The sequence below is a fragment of the Verrucomicrobiia bacterium genome (genome assembly GCA_035765895.1).
Lineage (GTDB): Bacteria > Verrucomicrobiota > Verrucomicrobiia > Limisphaerales > DSYF01 > DSYF01.
Genome location: DASTWL010000005.1, coordinates 1 through 21,350, shown reverse-complemented (window position 1 = coordinate 21,350; position 21,350 = coordinate 1). Strand labels below are relative to the sequence as shown.

20 protein-coding genes are annotated in these 21,350 nt (G+C 63.7%); 15 read left to right on the top strand and 5 right to left on the bottom strand.

Annotation, left to right across the window (positions count from 1 at the left end; all coding sequences use genetic code 11):
* Positions 1 to 7 precede the first annotated feature (7 nt).
* Complete coding sequence (locus tag VFV96_00770; GenBank protein HEU5068929.1) at positions 8 to 454, top strand: CBS domain-containing protein; 447 nt, start codon at positions 8 to 10, stop codon at positions 452 to 454.
* On the opposite strand, the gene VFV96_00765 is transcribed toward VFV96_00770, so the two are convergent.
* Positions 430 to 819: a dihydroneopterin aldolase gene (locus VFV96_00765; protein ID HEU5068928.1), complete on the bottom strand. Its 390-nt coding sequence runs from the start codon at positions 817 to 819 to the stop codon at positions 430 to 432. The genes VFV96_00770 and VFV96_00765 overlap by 25 nt on opposite strands.
* Positions 820 to 822: 3 nt before the next feature.
* Complete coding sequence (locus tag VFV96_00760) at positions 823 to 1,905, bottom strand: NUDIX domain-containing protein (protein HEU5068927.1); 1,083 nt, start codon at positions 1,903 to 1,905, stop codon at positions 823 to 825.
* 96 nt (positions 1,906 to 2,001) lie between these two features.
* On the opposite strand from VFV96_00760, the gene VFV96_00755 reads away from it, so the two are divergent.
* From VFV96_00755 to VFV96_00710, 10 genes are all read left to right on the top strand, one after another.
* Positions 2,002 to 7,140, top strand: coding sequence for a S8 family serine peptidase (locus VFV96_00755; GenBank protein HEU5068926.1), 5,139 nt, complete (start codon positions 2,002 to 2,004; stop codon positions 7,138 to 7,140).
* A gap of 79 nt (positions 7,141 to 7,219) precedes the next feature.
* A complete protein-coding gene (locus VFV96_00750; protein ID HEU5068925.1) occupies positions 7,220 to 7,783 on the top strand; it encodes a pseudouridine synthase in 564 nt (187 codons plus the stop codon).
* 81 nt (positions 7,784 to 7,864) lie between these two features.
* Positions 7,865 to 9,007 (top strand): ATPase, T2SS/T4P/T4SS family, encoded by a 1,143-nt coding sequence (locus VFV96_00745; protein ID HEU5068924.1) that lies wholly within the window; start codon positions 7,865 to 7,867, stop codon positions 9,005 to 9,007.
* Positions 9,004 to 10,023, top strand: coding sequence for a type II secretion system F family protein (locus VFV96_00740; GenBank protein ID HEU5068923.1), 1,020 nt, complete (start codon positions 9,004 to 9,006; stop codon positions 10,021 to 10,023). Before VFV96_00745 ends, VFV96_00740 begins: the two co-directional genes overlap by 4 nt.
* Positions 10,024 to 10,027: 4 nt before the next feature.
* The gene (locus VFV96_00735) at positions 10,028 to 11,203 is read left to right on the top strand and encodes a type II secretion system F family protein (protein HEU5068922.1); all 1,176 of its coding nucleotides are present in this window, start codon (positions 10,028 to 10,030) and stop codon (positions 11,201 to 11,203) included.
* Positions 11,197 to 11,571: a hypothetical protein gene (locus VFV96_00730; protein ID HEU5068921.1), complete on the top strand. Its 375-nt coding sequence runs from the start codon at positions 11,197 to 11,199 to the stop codon at positions 11,569 to 11,571. Before VFV96_00735 ends, VFV96_00730 begins: the two co-directional genes overlap by 7 nt.
* A complete protein-coding gene (locus VFV96_00725; protein HEU5068920.1) occupies positions 11,568 to 12,077 on the top strand; it encodes a prepilin-type N-terminal cleavage/methylation domain-containing protein in 510 nt (169 codons plus the stop codon). The genes VFV96_00730 and VFV96_00725 overlap by 4 nt, the downstream gene beginning before the upstream one ends.
* Positions 12,074 to 12,271: a hypothetical protein gene (locus VFV96_00720; GenBank protein HEU5068919.1), complete on the top strand. Its 198-nt coding sequence runs from the start codon at positions 12,074 to 12,076 to the stop codon at positions 12,269 to 12,271. The genes VFV96_00725 and VFV96_00720 overlap by 4 nt, the downstream gene beginning before the upstream one ends.
* Positions 12,268 to 12,549: a hypothetical protein gene (locus VFV96_00715; protein ID HEU5068918.1), complete on the top strand. Its 282-nt coding sequence runs from the start codon at positions 12,268 to 12,270 to the stop codon at positions 12,547 to 12,549. Before VFV96_00720 ends, VFV96_00715 begins: the two co-directional genes overlap by 4 nt.
* A complete protein-coding gene (locus VFV96_00710) occupies positions 12,546 to 14,096 on the top strand; it encodes an ABC transporter permease subunit (GenBank protein HEU5068917.1) in 1,551 nt (516 codons plus the stop codon). The genes VFV96_00715 and VFV96_00710 overlap by 4 nt, the downstream gene beginning before the upstream one ends.
* An 8-nt stretch (positions 14,097 to 14,104) precedes the next feature.
* Here VFV96_00710 and VFV96_00705 read toward each other — a convergent pair whose 3' ends face one another.
* Together VFV96_00705 and VFV96_00700 are read right to left on the bottom strand one after the other, a co-directional pair.
* Positions 14,105 to 15,397: an MFS transporter gene (locus VFV96_00705; protein ID HEU5068916.1), complete on the bottom strand. Its 1,293-nt coding sequence runs from the start codon at positions 15,395 to 15,397 to the stop codon at positions 14,105 to 14,107.
* Between the two features lie 109 nt (positions 15,398 to 15,506).
* The gene (locus VFV96_00700) at positions 15,507 to 16,982 is read right to left on the bottom strand and encodes an arylsulfatase (protein ID HEU5068915.1); all 1,476 of its coding nucleotides are present in this window, start codon (positions 16,980 to 16,982) and stop codon (positions 15,507 to 15,509) included.
* A gap of 280 nt (positions 16,983 to 17,262) precedes the next feature.
* Here VFV96_00700 and VFV96_00695 point away from each other — a divergent pair, with 280 nt between their 5' ends.
* A complete protein-coding gene (locus VFV96_00695; GenBank protein HEU5068914.1) occupies positions 17,263 to 17,784 on the top strand; it encodes a hypothetical protein in 522 nt (173 codons plus the stop codon).
* 15 nt (positions 17,785 to 17,799) lie between these two features.
* On the opposite strand, the gene VFV96_00690 is transcribed toward VFV96_00695, so the two are convergent.
* Positions 17,800 to 18,690, bottom strand: a complete 891-nt coding sequence (locus VFV96_00690) for a diacylglycerol kinase family protein (protein ID HEU5068913.1) — start codon at positions 18,688 to 18,690, stop codon at positions 17,800 to 17,802.
* A gap of 251 nt (positions 18,691 to 18,941) precedes the next feature.
* On the opposite strand from VFV96_00690, the gene VFV96_00685 reads away from it, so the two are divergent.
* From VFV96_00685 to VFV96_00675, 3 genes are all read left to right on the top strand, one after another.
* A complete protein-coding gene (locus tag VFV96_00685; protein HEU5068912.1) occupies positions 18,942 to 19,394 on the top strand; it encodes a hypothetical protein in 453 nt (150 codons plus the stop codon).
* On the top strand, positions 19,384 to 19,926 hold the full coding sequence (locus VFV96_00680) for a type II secretion system protein (GenBank protein HEU5068911.1): 543 nt from the start codon (positions 19,384 to 19,386) through the stop codon (positions 19,924 to 19,926). Before VFV96_00685 ends, VFV96_00680 begins: the two co-directional genes overlap by 11 nt.
* An 8-nt stretch (positions 19,927 to 19,934) precedes the next feature.
* The coding region (locus VFV96_00675) for a hypothetical protein (protein HEU5068910.1) at positions 19,935 to 21,350 on the top strand (1,416 nt) is incomplete at its 3' end.

Genomic DNA, 21,350 nt, shown 5'->3' with positions numbered 1-21,350 from the left:
CAGCACTATGATCGACACAACCACCATCAGCGAAATCCTTGAGGCCAAGGGCAGCAATGTTTACAGCGTGACGCCCGAGACGACGGTGTTTGACGCCATCAAAACGATGGCGGAAAAAAACATCGGCGCGCTCGCCGTCGTGGACGCCGGACGTTTGATTGGCATTCTTTCGGAACGCGACTACACACGCAAAGTGGTGCTTCAGGGCAAGTCTTCGAAGTCCACGCAAGTGCGCGAAATCATTTCCGGCGGGATCATTTCCGTGACGCCGGGGCACACAGTGGAGGAATGCCTGCGGCTGATGACGAACCACCGGGTGCGTCATTTGCCGGTGCTGGTGAACGGCCAGCTCGCCGGCCTCGTGTCCATCGGCGACCTGGTGAACTCCGTCATTTCCGCCCAACGCGCCGCAATCGAGCAGTTGCAGGCCTATATCGGCGGCGTGCCGGGCTGAACGCCCAGGTCGTCGCGCCCCCGGTGTTTGGCCAGTTGGACACTCACGTAGCGGGCCTGCGGGATGATGAATTTCTTCACTGTCACGTTGACGCGCTCCGCGTTGAACTCCGCCAGCACCAGGTCGCAAATCTCCGTTACCAGCCGCTCCAGCAGTTTCCAGCTTCGGCCCTCGCCAAACCGCAGCAGGCGTTGCGCGACCGCATAATAATCAATCGTCTGGTCCAGGCGGTCACTCGCCGCCGCAGCGCGAAAGTCGTATTCCATTTCCACGGTGATCAACAGGCGCTGTGCCGTGGCGCGTTCGGCATCCGGCACGCCGACGTGATAGAGCACTTCGAGATCGGTGAGGCAGATTTTGGACATGGCTCAGGCCTGGGCTTGGGCGCCGTTCGCTTGCACGGCCTGGATGAGGATTTGCGTCGGCCGGTTCAACGGCAGGCGCGGCGCCTCGGCCAGCGGCACCCAGCGAAACTCCTGCGCTTCGTCGTTCAACACCACGTCCACCGGCAACGCAGCCCGGCACGTGTAATTCAACAGCACGAAATGTGCGTCGCGGTAAAACTCCGTTGAATGAATGCAGTCCTGCACCAGCACGAAACGGATGTCCGTGAGGTCGAGATTGGTTTCCTCCTTGAGTTCGCGCCGCAACGCGTCTTCGCAGGGCTCGCCCCACTTCACCTTGCCGCCCGGAATGCCCCACAGATTCGACCATTTGTGCGTGCGCACCAACAACACCTCCCCGGCGCCGTTGAAAACCAGCCCACCCACCGTGACCACCGGCGGATGAGCCGCACCGACCGCGGCGGACGGCGGCCGCAAATGCATTGCGTTTTGCTGCAAAATGTCACGCAGCTCGCGCAAGTGCTCGACAATCAAATCCGGCTGCGCCCGGCGCAACTGCCCCAGCGTGTTGTAGCCCGTCAGGACCGCGCACGAATGGATGCCGCCATGCCGCGCCGTTTCGATGTCGTGCTCCATGTCGCCGATGAAGAGCGTCTCCCCGGCCTTCAGCCCGTGCTGCACCAGGATGTCGTGAATCTTCTGCCGCTTGTCCCAAACCCCGGTGTAGGGCGTTTCGATGAACGGCGCAAAGCCGGTCACGCTGGACTGGATCACCCAATAATCGGGATGCACCGTGCTCAACAGAAACGTCCGCACCTGCCGGGCGCGGCAGAACTCCAGAAACTCCTGTGCGTGCGGCAGCGCGCATACCGAATCCTGCGCGGCGCGGAAACTTTCGTGAAACCAGCCCTCCAGCCGCGGCAGCGGCACGCCCGGGGTGTGTTTGTCGTAAAACGTCGTAAACGGCAGGCAGAACTCGGCCCGAAATTCGTCCAGCGACATCTCCGGCCGGCCCGCCTGGGTCAGCACGAAATTGGACGCCTTCCACACGGCGGGCAGGTCATCCACCAACGTGCCCGACCAGTCGAAGATGATGTTGCGAATCATGTGCCACGCAGTGTAGCGGGTGAGCCCGGGGAGGCAATGATGGCGATTTCCCATGCACTTGTCTGACACCGGGGAACAGCGTAATGTGCCAGCGTCATGTTTGTCCCACTTCGTCGTGCCGTCTGGCTGGCGTTCGCCCTTGGGTTGACGCTGACCTCCGCCTTCGCCGCTCCGTCCGAAAAAACCATCCATCTGCGCAACGAGCGCATCATCACCCCGCCGCCGGCGGCAACCGCCGCGCGAGCCACCAACGACACCACGCCCACGAATGGCTTGTTCCTCGTCCAATTTGAAGCCGCGCCCACGCCCGCCCAACGGGATCAAATCGCAGCTCTGGGCGCGGACTTGCTGACTTACGTGCCCGACGACGCATTTGTGGCCGCCTTGAACCAGGTGCCGCCTGGACAACTTCGCGCCCTGCCCTTCGTGCGTTGGGTCGGTCCCTACAAGCCGGAGCATAAAATTCACGCGCAACTCGCCCGCGCCGCCTCGACCGCCGCCCAAAAGGGCCAGCCGGCGATTGACCTGGAGGTGAACGTTCTCCTCGCACCCCGCGCCCAACCCGCAGCGGTCGCCGCCGCGCGCGGGCGCTTTCGCCGCGTCGCCGGCGAAAGCGGTCTGCGCCAGGGCACCATCCTGCGCGGCACCGTTCCGGCCAACCAATTGTCCACGCTGGCCGCGTCGCCGGCCGTGCTGTGGATAGAGCCGGCGCCGCATTTCAAATTGAAAGACGAGATCGCCACCAAAATCGTCGCGGGCGACGATGGCAACGCCGGCACGGATGCCGTGGTGCAGCAACTCGGCTACACCGGCGCCGGCGTCACGGTGGCGGTGGCGGACAGCGGCCTCGACAGCGGCGACACCAATGCCATGCATCCCGACATCGCGGGCCGCGTGAAGGCGCTCTTCTACTACGGCGCCCTGACGGATGCGGCGGACGAACACAGTCACGGCACACACGTCGCCGGCATCATCGCCGGCAATGCCGCCACCGGTGAAACGGACGAAAACGGCTACCGTTACGGCCTCGGCGTCGCGCCGGGCGCGAGCCTGGTCGCCCAGCGCATCTTCGACGGTCTGGGCAATTACATGTATGAGGACCCGAGCTTCGAGCCGCTCACGCACGACGCCAAGAGCGCCGGCGCGGACATCGGATCCAACAGCTGGGGGGACGATACGCAGGGGCGTTACGACCTGAGCGCGATGGAATTCGATGCGCTCGTCCGGGATGCGGATACGAACAGGGCCGGCGATCAACCTTACATTCTCGAGTTCTCCGCCGGCAACGCGGGGCCGGGCGAACAAACCGTGGGCAGTCCGGCGGTCGCGAAGAATGTCATCGCCACCGGTGCCTCGCAGAACAACCGGTTTGATTTCCTGATTTACGCCGACGGCGAGGACGCCATGGCGGATTTCTCCAGCCGCGGCCCGTGCGAAGACGGCCGCATCAAGCCGGACGTCGTCGCGCCCGGCACCTGGATCGCCTCGCTGCGCTCCGTATATGCCGATGACAACAACGCCTGGGCGGACATTTCACAGAACTACATGTATCAGGGCGGCACGAGCCAGGCCGGCCCGCACGCCTCAGGCGCAGCCGCGGTGTTCGTGCAGTATTACCGCAGCAATTACTTCGGCCAGACACCCTCGCCCGCCCTGGTGAAGGCCGCGTTGATCAATTCCGCCGTGGACATGGATGACAGTTTCGGCACGGAGCCGGTGCCCAACAACGACGAGGGCTGGGGCCGCATTGATTTGACCGAACTCATCGGCGCGCCCCGCGGCTACGACTTCGTGGACCAGACTGTGTTGCTCACCAACAACGGCGTATTCGAGCGCCGCGTCGTGGTGGGCGACAGCGGCGAACCGCTCAAAGTCACGCTCGCCTACACCGACGTGCCCGCGTTGCCCGCGGCGATTCCGGCGCTGGTGAACGACCTGGACCTCGAGGTTGTCGGGCCCGACGGCACGGTGTATCGCGGGAACCAGTTCGCGGCTGGCGAATCCATTCCGAACGCGACGGCGAGCGACCCTCTGAACAACGTGGAAGGCGTGCACCTCGCCACGCCCAAGCCGGGCGAATACGTCATTCGCGTGCGCGCCCCGCACATCGTGGAGGATGCGCGCCGCGACACCGCGGCCGTGGACCAGGATTTCGCACTCGTGACGTCCGCCGCGTTTTTGCCTCCGGGCAACGGGCTGGTCTATCTGAACCGGCACGCCTACACCGTGCCTGCAACGGTGCAGGTAACGGTCGTGGATTCCGATCGCGCCGGACAGGCTTCCCTGGGCGCCGCCCTGACGAGCAGCACCCAGACGACGCCGCTCAACGTCACGCTGCTGCCCGCAGGCACCAGCGGCATCTTTACCGGCAGCGTGGCCACCGCGCTGGCTCCGGTGATTGCAGATGGCCGGTTGCACATCGCGCATGGCGACACCATCACGGCCAGCTACGCGGATGTTTCCGCGGGAGCAACCCGCAGCGCCACGGCCATTGCGGATCTGAATCCGCCGGTGCTCACCAGCGTGGCCGCCACCAATGAATTTGGCAGCGTGGTCATCTCGTGGGCCACCGACGAACCCGCGACCTCGCTGGTCCGCTTCGGCACCAACACAAGTCTCACGCTGGCCGCATCCAACCTCGACCTCGTCACCGCGCATTCACTCGCGCTGCACGGCTTGCAGGCCGGTGCGACTTACTATTTTGCCGTGAGTTCCACCGACGCGGCGGGCAACGCCGCGACGAACAACAACGGCGGCGCGAATTTCAGCTTTGTCGTGGTGCCGCCGCCGCCCCTGCTGTTCGTGGACGCCTACACACCGTTCACCGACGGCGGCGACGACAGCCCGGTCATTCCTCAGAGCTCCTACACGGATCCGCTGAATCAAACCGGGGTTCCCTACGAAATCTGGGACGTCAACACGTTGGGCGACCCGCCCCTGACCACGCTCCAAGGCTACCGCGCGGTGCTGTGGCGCCTGAACGACAGCCTTTATGGCGGATTCATCGGCTATCAGGGGCTTTCCGGCGATGAATTCACGTTGTTGACCGGCTACGTCACAAACGGCGGCGCCTTGTGCCTGACGTCCATGGAATTGCTTTCCCGCATGGGCACGGCCGCCGCCACGCTGGCATTCCGTTCGAACATCCTGCACGTCGCCACCTTCGACGAGGACAACGGCGGACTCGGGGTGGATGTGGCCGACGGCCTGCCGGCCGAGGCGATTTCGTCCGGCATGAGCCTGGAACTGAGCTACTCGAATTACGATTCGGATTTCTGGCAAACCATCAGCCAGTCCCCCAACGTCAGCGACACCATCACGCCGACGGCGGACGCGGTGCCGGTTTTCCTCGACGCGGCCAGCAGCCAGCCCTGCGGCGTGCGCTTCCCGCGGACCGGTCAGGACAGCCGGGGCCGCGTGGTGTTTCTTTCCTTCCCGCTCGACACCGTCCCGGACACCGGCAACGCACCCAACACCCGGACAACTTTGCTGCACAACATGCTCAACTTCCTCGTGCCCGGCCTGAACGGCGCGGGCAGCATCGCGCTCGACAACAGCGCCTATCCCGTGCCCGGCGTGGTCACGGTCGAGGTGGGCGATTCCGATCTTGCCGGCGGCGGCACGCTGAATGTGACGTTCGACAGCAGCACACAAACCGGCGGGGTGCCGGTCGCGCTCACCGAAACGACGTTGCCCGGCCTTTTCCGCGGCACCATCACCCTTGTGCCGGCCACGAACACTGCCGGGCCAGGTCAGTTGCGCGCCCAGGATGGCGACACGCTGCACGCCTCGTATTTCGACGCCTCAGCCGGCAGCACGGTTTCCGCCGTGGCGGTGGTGGACACCATTGCGCCCGACATCACGAACGTGGCGGCCGCGCCGGATTACCAGGACTGCGTGGTCAGCTGGGACACGTCCGAACCCGCCGATGCCCTGGTGCAATTCTGGGAAGGTTCGCCCGGCCTCGGCAACAACCGCACCGCGTATCGCGACGCCAAGGAATTCAACCACGAGGTCACGTTGAGCGGCCTCAAGCCGAATACCGTTTACTCGTATCAAGTTGTCAGCCGCGACGTGGCCGGCAACGCCACCACGGACAACAACCAGGGCAGCTATTACACCTTCCACACGTTGCAGCCGTTGCAGCCACCGTTCTTCGACAACATGGAAACCACGGCCACGAAGACCAACTGGAGCATCGTGGACAGCGATCTGACGGAATCAAGCTGGACGCTGGGCACGCCGCACAACGGCAACGAAACCAGCGCATGGTCGCCCTCGAACTGCTGGGGCAGCGTGCTGGATGGCGCGAATGTTTCGGCCGTGGAAACCTATCTCGTGGGGCCGGCCATCGAACTGGTGGGCGGCAACAAGGCCACCCTCCAGTTCTGGCACAACTATGATTTCACCGCGCGCAGCGAATACGACATCATCGAATACGGCGAGCTGGACATTCTGACCAACTCCGCCGGGCCGGTGATTCCGCTCGCGCAATACGGCGATACCTCCGGGGGCTGGGAACAGCAGGAAATCGATCTCACGCCCTACCTCGGCAACGTGGTTTACCTCGTCTGGTCGCACGTCCTCTTCTCGCTGGATTCCGCGCCCCGGCCGGGCTGGCTGCTCGATGACGTGAGCATCACGGTCAGCAACATCAACACCGGCACGCTCATTGTTTCGAACAACCTCTGGCAGGCGAGCTACACACTCGACGGCGTGGCGCACAGCGGGCCGTTCCTTGTCGTCAGCAACGCTGCAACCGGCGGGCATTCAGTGGTGTTTAATGCGGTGCCCTACTACAACACGCCCGCGGCGCAAACGAACTCCCTGGCCGCGGCCGGCACCCTGACCTTCACCGGCAATTACACCTTCACGGACACCAACAACAACGGCATCTCGGACGCGTGGGAGCAGGCGGAATTCGGGAGCGTCAGCCCCGGCCGCACGCGCACCACCGACACCGACGGCGACGGCATGAGCGACTACGCGGAGTTCATCGCCGGCACGGATCCAAAGAGCGCGACGTCCAAGCTCCAGCTCACCACGACCCCACAACCCGGGCCGGCCTTGCGGCTCGACTGGCAGACGGTCGCGGGCCGCGCGTATCGGGTGCTGGCCAGCGGCGACCTGGTTCACTGGACGCCCGCCACCAGTTGGTCTGCAATCAACTCATTCACCGCGCCTGCGCCCGCCTCCGGCCAGCCGGCTTTCTACCGCGTCGAAGTAGCGCCTTGAAGCCTGGCGGCGCGGCGCCTCCACCACTTTCTCCGGCTATCGGCTCGCCGCGGCGGGCACGCTGCCGTATTACTGGCGCGTGCTGCTGGCCTTTCACAAGCCCTACGGCGTGCTTTCGCAATTCACGCCGGACGGATCACCCAACCGTCCGCTCGCCGAATTCCATTTCCCCGCGGACGTGTATGCCATCGGCCGGCTCGATGCGGACAGCGAAGGGTTGTTGTTGTTCACTGATGAACCCGGCCTGAACACGCGGCTGCTGCATCCACGCCATGCGCACGAACGCGAATACTGGGCGCAAGTCGAACGCATCCCCACGCCCGCCGCCCTCGCGCAACTCGCCCGGGGCCTCGTCATCCAGGGCCGCCGCACCCTGCCCGGTCGCGCGTGGCGGCTGGACCCGCCACCGAACATGCCGCCGCGCATTCCGCCCATTCGCATCCGCAAGAGTGTGCCGGATTGCTGGATTGCCCTCGAACTCGTGGAAGGCAAAAACCGCCAGGTGCGCCGCATGACCGCGGCCATCGGCCATCCCACGTTGCGCCTGCTCCGTGTGCGCATCGGCCAGTTCACGCTCGGCGATCTGCCGGCCGGCCATTGGCGCGAACTCTCGTCCGCCGAACGGGCCGCTGTCCTCGCGTGACGTTTTGCCGCGCGTCCGGTCGAATCTTCAAGACCGCCAACGCGACGCCGGATTCACCCGTCCCGCGTGGCCGGACAACGCATGGACACCCAAGCCATCACCGGGCACGATGCCAGTGCCGCACCGGCACTGCTGGAGCAGCTCATCGCCGCCGCCGAGCGGGCGGGCGCCAGCGACATTCACCTGCAAATGCGCGGTTCGCACGCGGACGTCGGCTTCCGGCTCGACGGCGTGCTGACGCCGGCTTCACGATTGGATGAGCCCGTCGCCGAACGCGTGTTTGGACGGATCAAATATCTCGCCCGTCTCAAGACCTACCAAGATTCGCTCCCGCAGGACGGCCGCATTGAGGCCCGGGACGCCCGGACACAAAACGACGTCCGCGTTGCCACCTATCCGACCGTGACCGGAGAAAAAATCGTGCTGCGGCTGTTCCAAACTAGCGTGGTGCGCAGCCTCGGCGAGCTGGGTTTGCCCGAGCAGTCCTGGGCGGAACTGGAGGCGTTTCTGCGCCAGCCGGCGGGCCTGCTGCTCCTCACCGGTCCGGCCGGCAGCGGCAAAACCACGACGATTTACGCTTGTTTACGGCAGCTCGTGGAACAAGGCGGCCGGCATGTCATCACGGTTGAGGACCCGGTCGAACAAATTGTCCCGGGCGTCATGCAAACGGAGGTCTGCGAAACCCGCGGGCTCGATTTCGCCCGGGCCGCGCGCCATCTGCTGCGGCAGGACCCGCAGGTGCTGGTCATCGGCGAAATTCGCGACGACGAAACGGCCAACCTCGCCGTGCGCGCGGCGCTGACCGGACACCAGGTGATTTCCACGCTGCACGCCGGCTCCTGCCACGGCGTCTTCGATCGGCTCCTGGTGATGTGCCGGGATCATTTCGCCATTGCCAGCGCCGTGGAACTCGTCTTGAACCAGCGCCTCATCCGCCGTGTATGTGCAGGCTGTGGCGGAACGGGCGTCCGGCCGCGCGCCGTCCTGCCCAACCGCGAGAACGCCGGCCCGCCGGCGCGCTGCGAAACCTGCCTCGGCACGGGTTACCGCGGCCGCGTGCCGCTGGTGGAATGGCTCCGGCTGAACGACGCCGGGCGCCGCGCATTGCGCCAAAACGATCTTGCCGCCCTGCAGCCACAATGTTCGTTCGTCGAAGCCGTTCAGCAGCTCATTGCCGGCGGCATCACGAACCGGGCGGAACAACAACGCCTCTTCGGGCCATGAACACGGACGAATTCGCCTTCTTCAACCAGCAGCTCGCGGCCATGCTGCGCGACGGCCTGCCGCTGGAAGGTTCCCTGCGCCAGCTCATCGCCACCATGCAACGCAGTGCATTGCGCGACGAACTGGGTCTGCTGGCCGACGACCTGTCCCGTGGCGCGCCGCTGCCCGAGGCGTTGAGCCGGCGGCGGCTCCCGGAACTGTATCAACGGCTGCTCATCGTCGGCGGCAAAGGCAACGATCTTCCCGGCATCCTGACGTTGGTGGCGGATTACTACCAGCGTCAGCATGCGCTGTGGACGCGGTTGAAGGGGCTGATGGTGTATCCGGTGCTGTTGTTGATCGCGGCCTTCTTTCTCTCGGTTTTGCTCTGGCAATTGACCAGCCGTGTCGTGTTCCCGGCGTGGTGGGATTCCGTGGTTGGTCTCGGCAGCGGGCGGGCGCTGCCCGCCGCCACCCGCATGGCGCTGCCGCTGCTGCAAAATTCGTGGGTGTTTCCGCTGCTGTTCACGGTGCCGCTGCTCGGCGTGTTGCTGCTGTGGCTGCGGCCGGACTGGCGGCAGCGCCTGCTGGATCGTCTGCCGGCGTTTCGCGAGGCCCGGCTGGCACAGACGGCGAACGCCGCGGAACTCCTGCTGCACGGCGGATTGCCGCTGCCGGAAGCGCTCGCGTTGCTGGCTGATTTTCAGCCCGCCAACCGCCTGCGCGACGAACTCCTGGCATGGCGCAACAACATCGCCGCCGGCGTGAAGCGCTTTTCGGCCGTCGCCGCCGGCAGTCGCTATGTGCCGCCGCTGTTCATCTGGCTGGTGGACAGCGCGGGAGAGGACATACGGACCGGTTTTCGTCAGGCCGGTGAAATCTTCGCCGCCCGCGCCACCGCGCGTTCGGAGACCTTGCTTTACGCGGCGCTGCCGGTCTCGGTGCTGGCCGTCGGCTCGGTGGTCATGCTGCAAGGCTATCTCGTTGCCACGTCGTATCTGGTGTTTATCGACTTGCTGAACAATCTCGGCATGTGAACCCATGAATCCGCCGTCCGACACTTTCGCCAACGTTTCCGGGCTGTTGCTCAGCCTGTTCGTGCATGGCCTGTTCTTCGTGGTGCCCGTGCTGGTCTTCAGCTATCTCGCGTATTTTTTCCTCTCGCTGCCCGCACGACGGCGGGAACAGGCCCGGCTGTTCCTGCATGTGCTGGAAACGTGCGTCCGCGACGGCAAACCGGTGGAGCCGACCATTGTAGCCATGGCGGAAACGCATGATCGCTCACCAGGATTGCGGTTTCATCTGACGGCTGCATATGTCGAAGAGGGCGACCGGCTCGCCACCGCGCTGGCCAAATCCCGGCTCATGCCGCGCCCGGTCATCGCCATGCTGGCGGCCGGCGAGCGCATCGGCGACGTCCGCAAGGTTCTGCCCGCCTGCCGGCTGCAATTGCAGGACGCGCGGTCGGGCGTGCGCAGCGCGTTGAACTATTTCCTCGTGCTGGTGCTGGGTCTGGCGCCGATTGCGCTGAGCCTGATGTGGATGCTGTTGATCATGGTGCTGCCGAAGATGAAGGAAATTGCGCTCGGCATCGCAGGCGACAACACGCCGGCGCCGTGGCTGAATTTTCTTGGGCTGGCGCTGCGCACCGGCGTTTGGATTGAAACAATGTTTCTGGGACTGCTGGGCATTGCCACCGTGCTTTACCTGATCGGACCGGGCGCACCGTCGTGGCTGCGCCAGGCGGCGTGGCCCGTGGTGGACGGGCTCGCGTGGCTGGTGCCGTGGAAGCGCCACCGCATGCAACGCAACTTCGCCGCGATTCTCGCCGTGCTCCTGGATGCCGGCGTGCCGGAGGCCGAGGCGTTGCCCTATGCGGCGCAATGCGCAGGCAACTTCGTTTTCCAACGGCGTGCCGAACACGTCGTCCGGCGGCTGGCAGCCGGCGAGTCGCTCACGCAGGCCGTCACCGCGCTCGATGGGGCGGGCGAATTTCGCTGGCGCCTGGCCAATGCCGCGCACGCGCAGGGCGGCTTCACCAGCGCGCTTCGCGGCTGGTTTGAAGCCCTCGACGCGCGCGCGTTCCAGCAGGAACAGGCCGCGGCCCATGTCTTTTCCACGGCGCTGGTCGTCCTCAACGGCGCGACGGTCGGCTGCGTGTGCGCCGGATTGTTCGGCATGATCACCCAGTTCATTGACTCGGCGGCGTTATGGTAATTACCCGAAATCAATTCAAGCGCCCGCGCGGCATGTTGGAAGTGGACATGCTCGTGGCGATGGCGCTGTTGTTCGTGGCGCTGATTCCGCTGGCCTATTCGTTCACCGCGGACCGGCACGCCATGCGCGTGGCCTACGAACGCGCGGTCGCAATGGAATGTCTGGATGGCGAACTGGAACTGCTCGCCGCCGGCGCGTGGCACAATTATCCCGCCGGAACCAATCACCTCACGCTCACGGGCGCGGCAACGACCAATCTGTCCACGCGCGACGCCCTTCTGATCCTCACGCCGGGCAAGATTCGCCTCGCATGGCGGCCGGCCCAACGCCTGAGCGCGGGCATCATTCGGGAGGTGAAACGGCCATGAGAATCTTGACTCAACCAGCGTTCGCGGCGCGCCGCGGCTTCACGCTCATCGAATGTCTCGCTTACATTGCGGTGCTGGGCGTGTTGATGTCCGTGGGCAGCTTCACGGTGTCCAAGGCGTGGGACCAGAGCCGCCTGCTCAACCGAAATGCGCAGGACATCGGGCAGACACTTCGGACCGGCGAACGTTGGCGTGCGGAAATCCGCGCCGCCACCGGCATTGTGGTAACGGACTCGTCCCCGACCAACAAACTCGTGCGCCTGACCACCCGCACCGGCCCCGTGGACTATCAGTTTGCCGCCGGCGAAATCCGGCGGCGCGCCGGCACCAACGCACCCTGGGTCACCGTTTTGTCCCGGGTGCAGACGTCCGCGATGCAACGCATCGAACGGGAGAGCGTCACAGGCTGGCGTTGGGAACTCGAATTGGCGCCGCTGGAAAAGCACGGGCGCCTGCGGCCGTTGTTCACCTTCACCGCCGTTCCCGGCAAGGAGATGACGCCATGACCATTCCCCCGCCCAATCACCGCCGCGGCTCGGCTGTGGTGTTGATGCTGGCCCTGCTCGCGTTGCTGCTGGTGGTCGTCGCCGCCAACACCGCGAACGTGCAGCACGTCAACGCCGAGCTGCGCCTTTTGGAGAAACACCAAACGGCGCATTGGAGCCACCACGCCAAAACCGCTTCAACACCCGCCCCATGAACCCGGCGACGGACATGCCCAAATCGGAAATGCTGCGGCGCTCGATGCGTTGTTTCATGCTGGGCTGGTGCAGTCTGGTGCCCGTGGTCGGGCTGGTGCCCGCGCTGCTCGCATTTGCAGACTTTCGGGCGGTGGTGCTCGGCAAAGGGCGTCGCTGGAATGCAGCCCGCACGCAACTGCTCGTCGGCGCATGGCTGGCCGCCGGCGGCCTGTTGCTTTCCCTCTTGTTCGGCACGATCATGGCCATCGGCATCCTGCAAGCGATTGCCGCCGGATGAATGCGCTCCCGATCGTCCACCGTGAACTGCTGATCCTGTCCCGCCGCCGTTGGTTTTACTGGCTACGCACCGGCGTGGGCATGGTCATCGCGCTGGTGAGCTGCCTCGTATTTGCGATCACCTGGAATCTTGGCGCGGCTCAGGGCCTGGGCGCGCCGCTCTTCCGCACGATAACCGTCCTGAGCTATTGCATCTGCCTGCTCGCTGGGCCGGTGTTGCTGGCCGACAGCGTGGCGGAGGAAAAATCCGCTGGCACGCTCGGCCTGCTGTTCCTGACCAACACACGGAGCCACGACATCGTCGGCGGAAAATTTGTGGCCCTGGCGATGCCGGCGATTCATTGCCTGCTCGCCGCCGTGCCGGTCATGGGCATGGCGCTTCTGCTTGGCGGCGTAACGGCCGGTGAATTCCTCCGCACCACGGTGGCGCTGGTCAATCTGCTCTTCTGGTCCGTGAGCATCACGTTGCTGTGTTCGGTCTTCGCCCCGAACGGGCGCAGCGCATTTGGCCTCGCGCTGGCCGTGGTGCTGGGCGCGGCAGGCGCCCTGCCCGCGCTGCTGCTCACGCAAACGCATTCCCCAGGGAACCACTTCTGGCTGGCGCACGCGCTCGCCGGTCCCGCGTTCGCCTTGTGGACCGCACAGGATGCGGTGTTCGCCGCGGATTCGTCCGCCTACACGACGGCGCTGGGCACGAGCCATCTGCTCGGCTGGGCCTGCCTCGCCGGCGCGATCATTGGGCTGCCGTTTTTCTGGCGCGAGGATCCGCGTGCGCCGCAGCGCCCCCAGCCATTCTGCCGCAAAACAGCCGCGCGTCGGGCGCGAACCTCCGACTCGCTCGTGTGGCTGGCGCGCCAACGGCTGGGTGGCCCGCTGACCGCGTGGGGCTTGGCATTGGCCGCCACCGTGACGCTCGGCCTGCTGGTCCACGCCGGCAGCATGAACGGTCTGTGGGTGGCATTTGCCGCGTATGCGCTGCACGGCGTGTTCAAGGTGTGGGTTGGGTGGGCCGCCAGCCGCGCGTTCACCGTTGAACGCGACAGCGGTGCGCTGGAACTGCTGCTGGTGACACCCGTGGGCGAAACCGCCGTCTGGCGGGCGTGGCTGGCCGGGTTACGGCAGCGATTCTTTCTGCCGGCCCTGGCGCTCGGCGGCTTCGACCTGCTGCTGGCGTGGCAGGCCGCCGTTGACCCGGCTCAAGGCGACTTTCAGCCGCGCATTTTCTTCCTGACACTGCTGGCGGTGGTGGTGTTCTTGCTGGATTGCTACACGCTCAGCTGGACGGGACTGTGGAACGGGCTGGTTGCCCGTAACGCCACGCGCGCCTGCATCCGCACGTTGCTCGTCACGCTGATCGTGCCCGGCATCGGCTTCATCAACGGCCTGTTCGCCGCGGCGGTCGCCGGCCTGCTGACGGCCGACACGCTGGCGGGTTTCGTGCTCGTGTGGTTCGTCGTCAGCTTCGGGCTGGATGTGCTGCTGGGCTCCCGCGCCATGGTGCGGCTGAGCCACGACTGCCGTGAAGCCGTGGTGCAGCGCACGGCCTGAAACCACCGCTAATTCGTGAACTGATCCAGCCGTCCGTAACGGCGGATTTCCGGCCACAACCACGCCACGACGCCGACCACAATCATGGTGCCCACGCCGCCGGCAACGACGGAAATCATCGCGCCGACGGCATTGGAATACCCGAGCATCGGGCCGCACAACTTCGCGACGGAACCCGATTCAAACTCGCCCAGTTCGTTCGACGTGCCGATGAAGAGGTTGTTGACCGCCGAAACGCGCCCCCGCTTTTCATCCGGCGTCAATGTCTGCACCAGCGTGTGGCGGACCACGACGCTGACATTGTCGGCCATGCCGCAGGCGACCAGCATCGCCAGGGACAGCCAGAACCATTGCGACAGGCCAAAGCCGATGGTGGCGAGCCCGAAGCAGACCACGGCCCACAGCAACGCGCGGCCTGCCTTCTGCAGCGGCGGACGATGAGCGAGATAGAAGGCGCAGACGACCGAGCCGAAGGGCAGCGCGGCCTGTAAAATACCCAGCCCCTGCGGGCCGACGTGCAGAATTTCCTTCGCATAAATGGGCAGCAACGCCGTCGCGCCGCCCAGGAGCACGGCAAACATGTCGAGCGTGATGATCCCAAGAATGATCCGGCTCGAAAAAACGAAACTGAACCCGGTCAGCAGGTTCTTGAGCGTCATCGGTTCGCGGCTCGTCACCGTGGGCCGCAGGTGGATAAAACCCAAAAACCCGCAAAACGAAAGCGCCGCCAGTGCGTTGATCACGTAAATCGGCCAGGCGTGGTGGCCGAACAGATTGATTAAAACGCCGCCCAGCGAAAGCCCCAGGATGCAGGACGCCTGAAAGAGGCCGCTGTTCCACGTCACGGCGCGCGCGAACAGGTTGCGTTCGACGAGTTGCGGCAGGAACGAGGCGATGGCGGCGCCCATAAAGGTCCGCGCCGAACCGGCCACGAGCAGGCAGAGGTAAATCAACGGCACGGGCGCCTGCCACGCGGAAATAAGGGCGAGACCCACGTTCGCCAGAGCCAGCAGCGAGGCGGTGAAAATGATGATTCGCTTCCGGCTGTGATGGTCGGCCAGATGTCCCGCCGCGAGCGTGAACAGGAACATGGGCAGGATTTGCGTCAGCCCGACGAGGCCGAGCGCGAACGGCGAATGCGTGCGCTCGTAAACTTCCCAGCCGAGCGCGACGACGAACATTTGCTGGCCGAAGTTGGCAATGAACCGGCCAATGAGGTAACGAAATACGTTGGGGTTCCGGAGCACCAGATACGGGTCCGAGGAGTCGGCAGGGCCGGGTTGTGCGGGGGCTGAACTCATGTCGCGCGGCAGGCGCGCGCGGAATCTAGGGGATGCCGGCCACGGGGTCGAGCGCGGGAACAAATGAAACGGCTGAAATCATGCGGGCGCCCGGCCCGACAAACGCCACTCAATTCGCGTGGGCTGGTTGCTTTTTGGGCGGCCGCGCTTGAATGGGCCATTGTGGCGAATCCGTCCGGGCCGTTTTCAAATACGCTTCAATCCGCGTGATGATTTCGGGATGATCCGCGGCAACGTTCCGGGTTTCGCCGGGATCCGGGGTCAAGTTGTAGAGTTCCAGCGGGCCGTTTGCGGTAAGCCGCACGGCCTTCCAATCGCCCATGCGAACGGCCTGTTTGAAGCCGCGTTCGTGAAATTCCCAATAGAAGAATTCGTGACGATTGGTCTGGGTCTGATTCAAAAGCGTGGGCAGATAAGACAGACCGTCAGTCGCTTGGGGCAGACGCGCGCCAGCCACGTCGGCCAGCGTGGAAAACAAGTCCCAGAACGCCCACGTTTCGTCGCTGACGCGCCCGGCTGGAATCCGGCCCGGCCAGACCGCAATGAGCGGCACCCGAATGCCGCCTTCATAAAGGTCGCGCTTGAGGCCGCGAAACGGTCCGGCGCTGTGGAAAAATTCCGGATCCACGCCGCCTTCCGCGTGCGGTCCGTTGTCGCTCGTGAACAAAATCAGCGTGTTCGATTCCTGGTGATATTGCTGGAGGCGGACCATGATTTCGCCAACGTATTTGTCGAGGCGGGTGATCATGGCGGCCTTGTTTTTTTCCGGCTGCGGCCACGGCTGAGCGGCATAGGGCTGGTCATCCGGCACTTCCATGCCGTTGCCGGTCTGACGGCCCAGTTCGTTGTTCGCGTGCGGCAGGGTGTAGGGCAGATACAGAAAGAACGGCCGCTCCTTGTTGAACGGATCAGGCTTGTTGATGCGGATGAAATTCAAGGCCGCCTTGTTGAACACGTCGGGAAAGTAGATGCCTTTGGCACCGGAAAAATTCTTCGGAAACTCGATGTGACGCTCGCCATCTGCGTGATCGAAGCGGTCCAGATAAGGCGCGTAATAATCATGGGCCCGCGTCTGGTCGAGGTAACCCACAAAATCATCAAACCCCTTTGCGCCCGGCTGTCCGGGAGTGCCTTCCCCACCCAGGCTCCATTTGCCAATCATGCCGGTCTTGTAGCCGGCCTCCTGCAGGACCATCGCCAGTGTCACGTCATCCGGCGCCAGCGTGGCGCCTTTGGCGTTGCCCCGGATGCGCGTGTGGCCGGTGTGTTGCCCCGTCATCAAACAGGAACGCGACGGCGCGCACACGGTGCTGCCCGCATAAAAACTGGTGAAGCGCGTGCCGGCGGCGGCCAGCCGGTCAAGGTTTGGCGTCCGAATCTTCTCCTGGCCGTAGCATCCGAGGTCGCCGTAGCCCAAATCATCCGCCACGATGAGAATGATGTTCGGATGCGCAGGACCGGCAGGAGGTGGCGGCAGATGGACGGAACCGGCGGGCTGGCCCACACCCGGCAGCACCGCCACCGCATACACGGCAATGGCCGTCCATAATCCACCGCCGACTCGCATTGATCGCGCGTTTCTCATGAGTTTTTCCATCTTGCGAAACCGCCGCCGGGCGGTTCAACGAAAAACCCAACCAACGCCGGCGGCCTTGCCATTTTCCATTGCATTTGACCGGCTTCCGGGCAACGTGTTCGGACGAATGTCTGACGAGAATCAATCGAGTTCCGGTGGAACCGGCGAAGCCTTGGACCCACAAAAGCGGCGCCGGCGGCGCGGCAGCCGCGGCGGACGCGGCCGCCCCCGCCGTCGCGGCCCGGGGCAGGGTTCCGAAGAGCCGACGCCCGCACCAGAGGGAGGTCCCATGGCAGTTGAGCCGACTGACGCCGCTGAAGCCTATGCCGCAGGGCCCGAGGCCACCGACGCTGACGAGGCGACGCCCTTTCACGAAGTCGAACCAGCCGGCGAGGCGCCCTTTCCGGCGTCCGATGAACTGCCGGAAAACCCGCTCCCCGAGACAATCGAGGAGGACGATCGGCCCGCAGGCGATGACCAGCCAATCGCCGAATTCGTCTCCCCCCCGCCGCCAGCGCGCCCGCCCGAACCCCGCGGCAGCCGCCCCCCGCCGCCACCGCCCGCTCCCGCACCTGCGTCATCAGCCATTGGCGAAGCGATTGAGGATGTGTATCGCATCACGGAAAGCTTGAAAAAGGTGATGGAGGAACTTGATGAACTCCTCGAAACGCTCGAACTGGTCGAACGGCAGAAGATTGAGGACGAGCGGGAACTGGATCAATTGCGACGGGCCCTGCGCCAGATTCAACGTCCGCGGGAAGGCCAGGGGCAATCCCCGCCGCCGCGCCCACAGCGATCGCATTCGCGGTAAATCGCCCGGCACAACTTACGGGACGATGACACGCAACCGGCGCGGCTCAATCGAAAACGTCGCCGGCAGCTTGCCGACCAACTCACCGTCCAGTTCGAAAGAACCCGGCACGGGTCCGTTCAGGGTAAAGCGTTCCGCTTGGAATCGCCGCACGGCGCTTTCGGGGAGCCGGTGAAATGCCAGCAACGGCACGGCGCACTTCAAAAGGGTCAGAAAGCTGACCCGGGGAAAAACGCAGACATCAAGCCGGCCGTCGTCCATTTGCGCCGGATGGAACAGCCGATAATCGCCGCCGTAGAGCCGGCCATTACCCACCAAAACTAATTCCCCGGTGAACTCCCCGTCACCGGCTTTCACCTGCAACTTGGGTTTGGATTCGGTCAGCGCCTTCAGTCCGGCATACACGTAGGCGAGCGGGCCGAACTTTTTCTTGAGGCGCCAGTCCACGAGTTCGATGGCCCGCGCGTCCAGCCCGGCGCCCGCCAGTTGGGCAAACCAGCGTGTCTGCCCGACGCCGGCTTCGATAAACTCGACCTTGGGCAAATCAATCCGCGCTTCCCGGCCCCGGAGAATCAGTTCCCACGCCTGATTCAGGCGGGTGGGAATCCCGAGTTCACGCGCAAAAACATTGACCGTCCCCAGCGGCAAAACGCCCAGCCGCGCCCGCTCAAAACCGTCCGGAACCGCGCCCAGGCCGTTGAGCACTTCGTTAAGCGTGCCGTCCCCGCCCGCGGCCACGACGGTGTCGAACCCCTCCGCCACCGCTTCCGCCGCCAGCTTTTTGGCATCGCCCGCGCTACGGGTCAGTTTCAAGACGGCATCGCGCGCAATGTCGTCCAAGTGTGCGCGAAAGCGGCGGGCCTTGTCCCCTTTGGCCACCGGATTGAACACAACGCAGATGCGCATGATTGAGAATCGGGATTATCCCCCCTGGGAGTCTAGGAGATTCAACGGCGGGCTGCCGGGCAAGGATACGCTCAAAACGAGACACATTTGGACCGTGTCGGGACACCGGCAAATCCCTTGGAAACGCACCTCCACGAACCACGGCCGGAACGCGGCTGATGACGGGCGGCACGCGGCCTGCTTTTGCATTCTAATGCGGCGGCAAGTCTCGATGTGATGGTCGCCCAAACCGGGGCAGTTTTAACGGCCGAATGAAACTAAAACTCATAGTCAAATCAGAAGCGGGCATGACCCTGGCGGAAGTGGTCTTTTCCGTGGCCATTCTTGCCGTCTGCATGGGAGGACTGATGGGCGCCCTCGCCAACGGCTTTTTCACCATCCAAACGGCACGCGAAAATCAGCGGGCAACGCAGATTCTGTCGCAGCGGACGGAAATGATCCGCCTCTGCAATTGGGACAACCTCGCCACGTTCAATCCAGACTTCACGGAGCAATACGACCCCCAATCCAGCAGTTCTGGAGTGGTTTATACGGGCAAGGTCACCATCGCGAGCGTGCCCTTTACCGCCTCTTATTCGACGAACATGCGAATGATGACGGTCACCCTCAACTGGACGAGCAAGGGCATCAGCCATACACGCAGCGCCTCCACCTTCGTGGCGAAGGACGGCATGCAGAACTACCTCCAACCGTATGTTTATTAAGCTTAAGCGAAAAGCGCGGGGCTGGACCCTGCTGGAGATGGTGTTTGCGGTGGCCGTGTTCTCACTCGCCAGCGCCGCTGTCGCGACCGCTTATATCTTCAGCCTCCGCAGCTTTCAGGGCCTCTCCAACTACTCGGTGCTGGACCAGCAAAACCGCGAAGCCGTGGACACTCTGACGCGCGAAATCCGGGGCGCAAGGCAGATCAAAGACTACACCAACAGCGCAAACAGCTATTTGCGGCTCGTGGACCGCAACAATGCCGAGGTCCTCTATACAATCAACAACTCCACCAAACAATTGCTGCGCACGTCAAACAGCGTTTCCACCGTGCTGCTAAACAACTGCAGCCTGATCCAGTTCGGGGTCGGCAGCCGCCCGTATGCCCAAGACGGAACTTTCACACCGACGACCAACGTTAATCAGATCAAGGTCGTTTACCTGACCTGGAAGACCGGGCGCAGTCTGCCGAACGGCGTCACCAACAGCGAAAACATTCAAACCGCACAAATCGTCCTCCGCAACAAACCATAAGCCGTATTATGAAAATCACCCGCGTCCCCCAATCCGGCGAGAAGGGCATGGCCCTGCTCGTAACCCTGTTTTTGTGCACCATCCTCTCGATCAGCATCGCGGGGTATTTGCTGCATTCCCGACAACAAAATTACCTCAGCGTGCGCTCCCAGGTGTGGAACCTCACGATGGGTGTGACGGAAGCCGGCATTGAGGAAGGCATGGAGCATTTGAATACCAGCCCCACCAATTTGACCGCCGACGGCTGGCAATGGGACGGATCCACCAAATACAGCATGACGCGCTCCGTCACGCCCACCACCGGCTACACGGTGACCATTGATGCGGCAAACATGGTTTCGCCAACGGTTTCTGCCGTGGCCAACATTTCCAATCCCTCGTTGGCCAAGGGCCCCGAATCCACGTTTTTCGCCGCCAGCACCGCCGGAACGATCAGTTCTGGAGGCAGCAGCGGCATCCAGCGCGCGGTCAAGATTACCGCCGGCAAGAGCAGCCTGTTCATGATGGCCATGGTGGCCAAGCACACCATCGACATGAATGGCAACAACGTGATGACGGACAGTTTTGATTCCACCTCGACGAACGCCAGCAACGGCGGCATGTATCCGAGCGGCAACCGTTTGAAAATCCGGAATAGTGGTGACGTGGCCAGCAATGACAGCATCATAAACGCAGTCAACGTGGGCAACGCCGACATCTACGGCCACGTTTCGGTCGGGCCAGGCGGCACCGTGAGTGTTGGCCCCAATGGCGGGGTTGGGCCCTATTGGTGGGTGCAGATGAACCAAGGTCAAATTGCACCCGACTATTTCTCGGACGACATGAATTTCACCTTCGAATCGGTCACGATTCCGAATGTCGGCTATGCAACCCCACAATCAGGTCCGGCCACATTCACCGATTACTCGACCTATACCGTCACCTCCAACACACTCCTCGTCACAACGAATGTGTATCCCACCCCGGCTCCCGCAACAGGGGTGCAGACGAACCTCAGCTACAATACCGTAAGTGTGATTCCCGTTCCCATTCCGGCGGGCATGGTCACTAACGTCCTGTGGGTAGCGACCAGCAGCAAGACGCCTCCGGCCTTGGGCACTTACGTCGGGGCGGTCACGGTGAAAGGCACCAAATACTACTACAATCTGATCACGGGAACCAACTACACCTACCCCATCACGACTTACACATATTCCAGCGACTTGACACAAACAAACTATGCGACCACGTCGGGCAACTACGACTATATCCTCTACGGTTCCTCTGACCCGGACCATCCGGCTGTTTACCAGGTTCCGAGCATCAATAACGCAAACGTGTTGGTGATGGGTGGCTACGCGACCTTCATCGTCACAGGCGATGTCAGCATCAGCGGCCAAAACGGCCTGACCATCGCACCCGACAGCTCACTGAAGATGTATGTC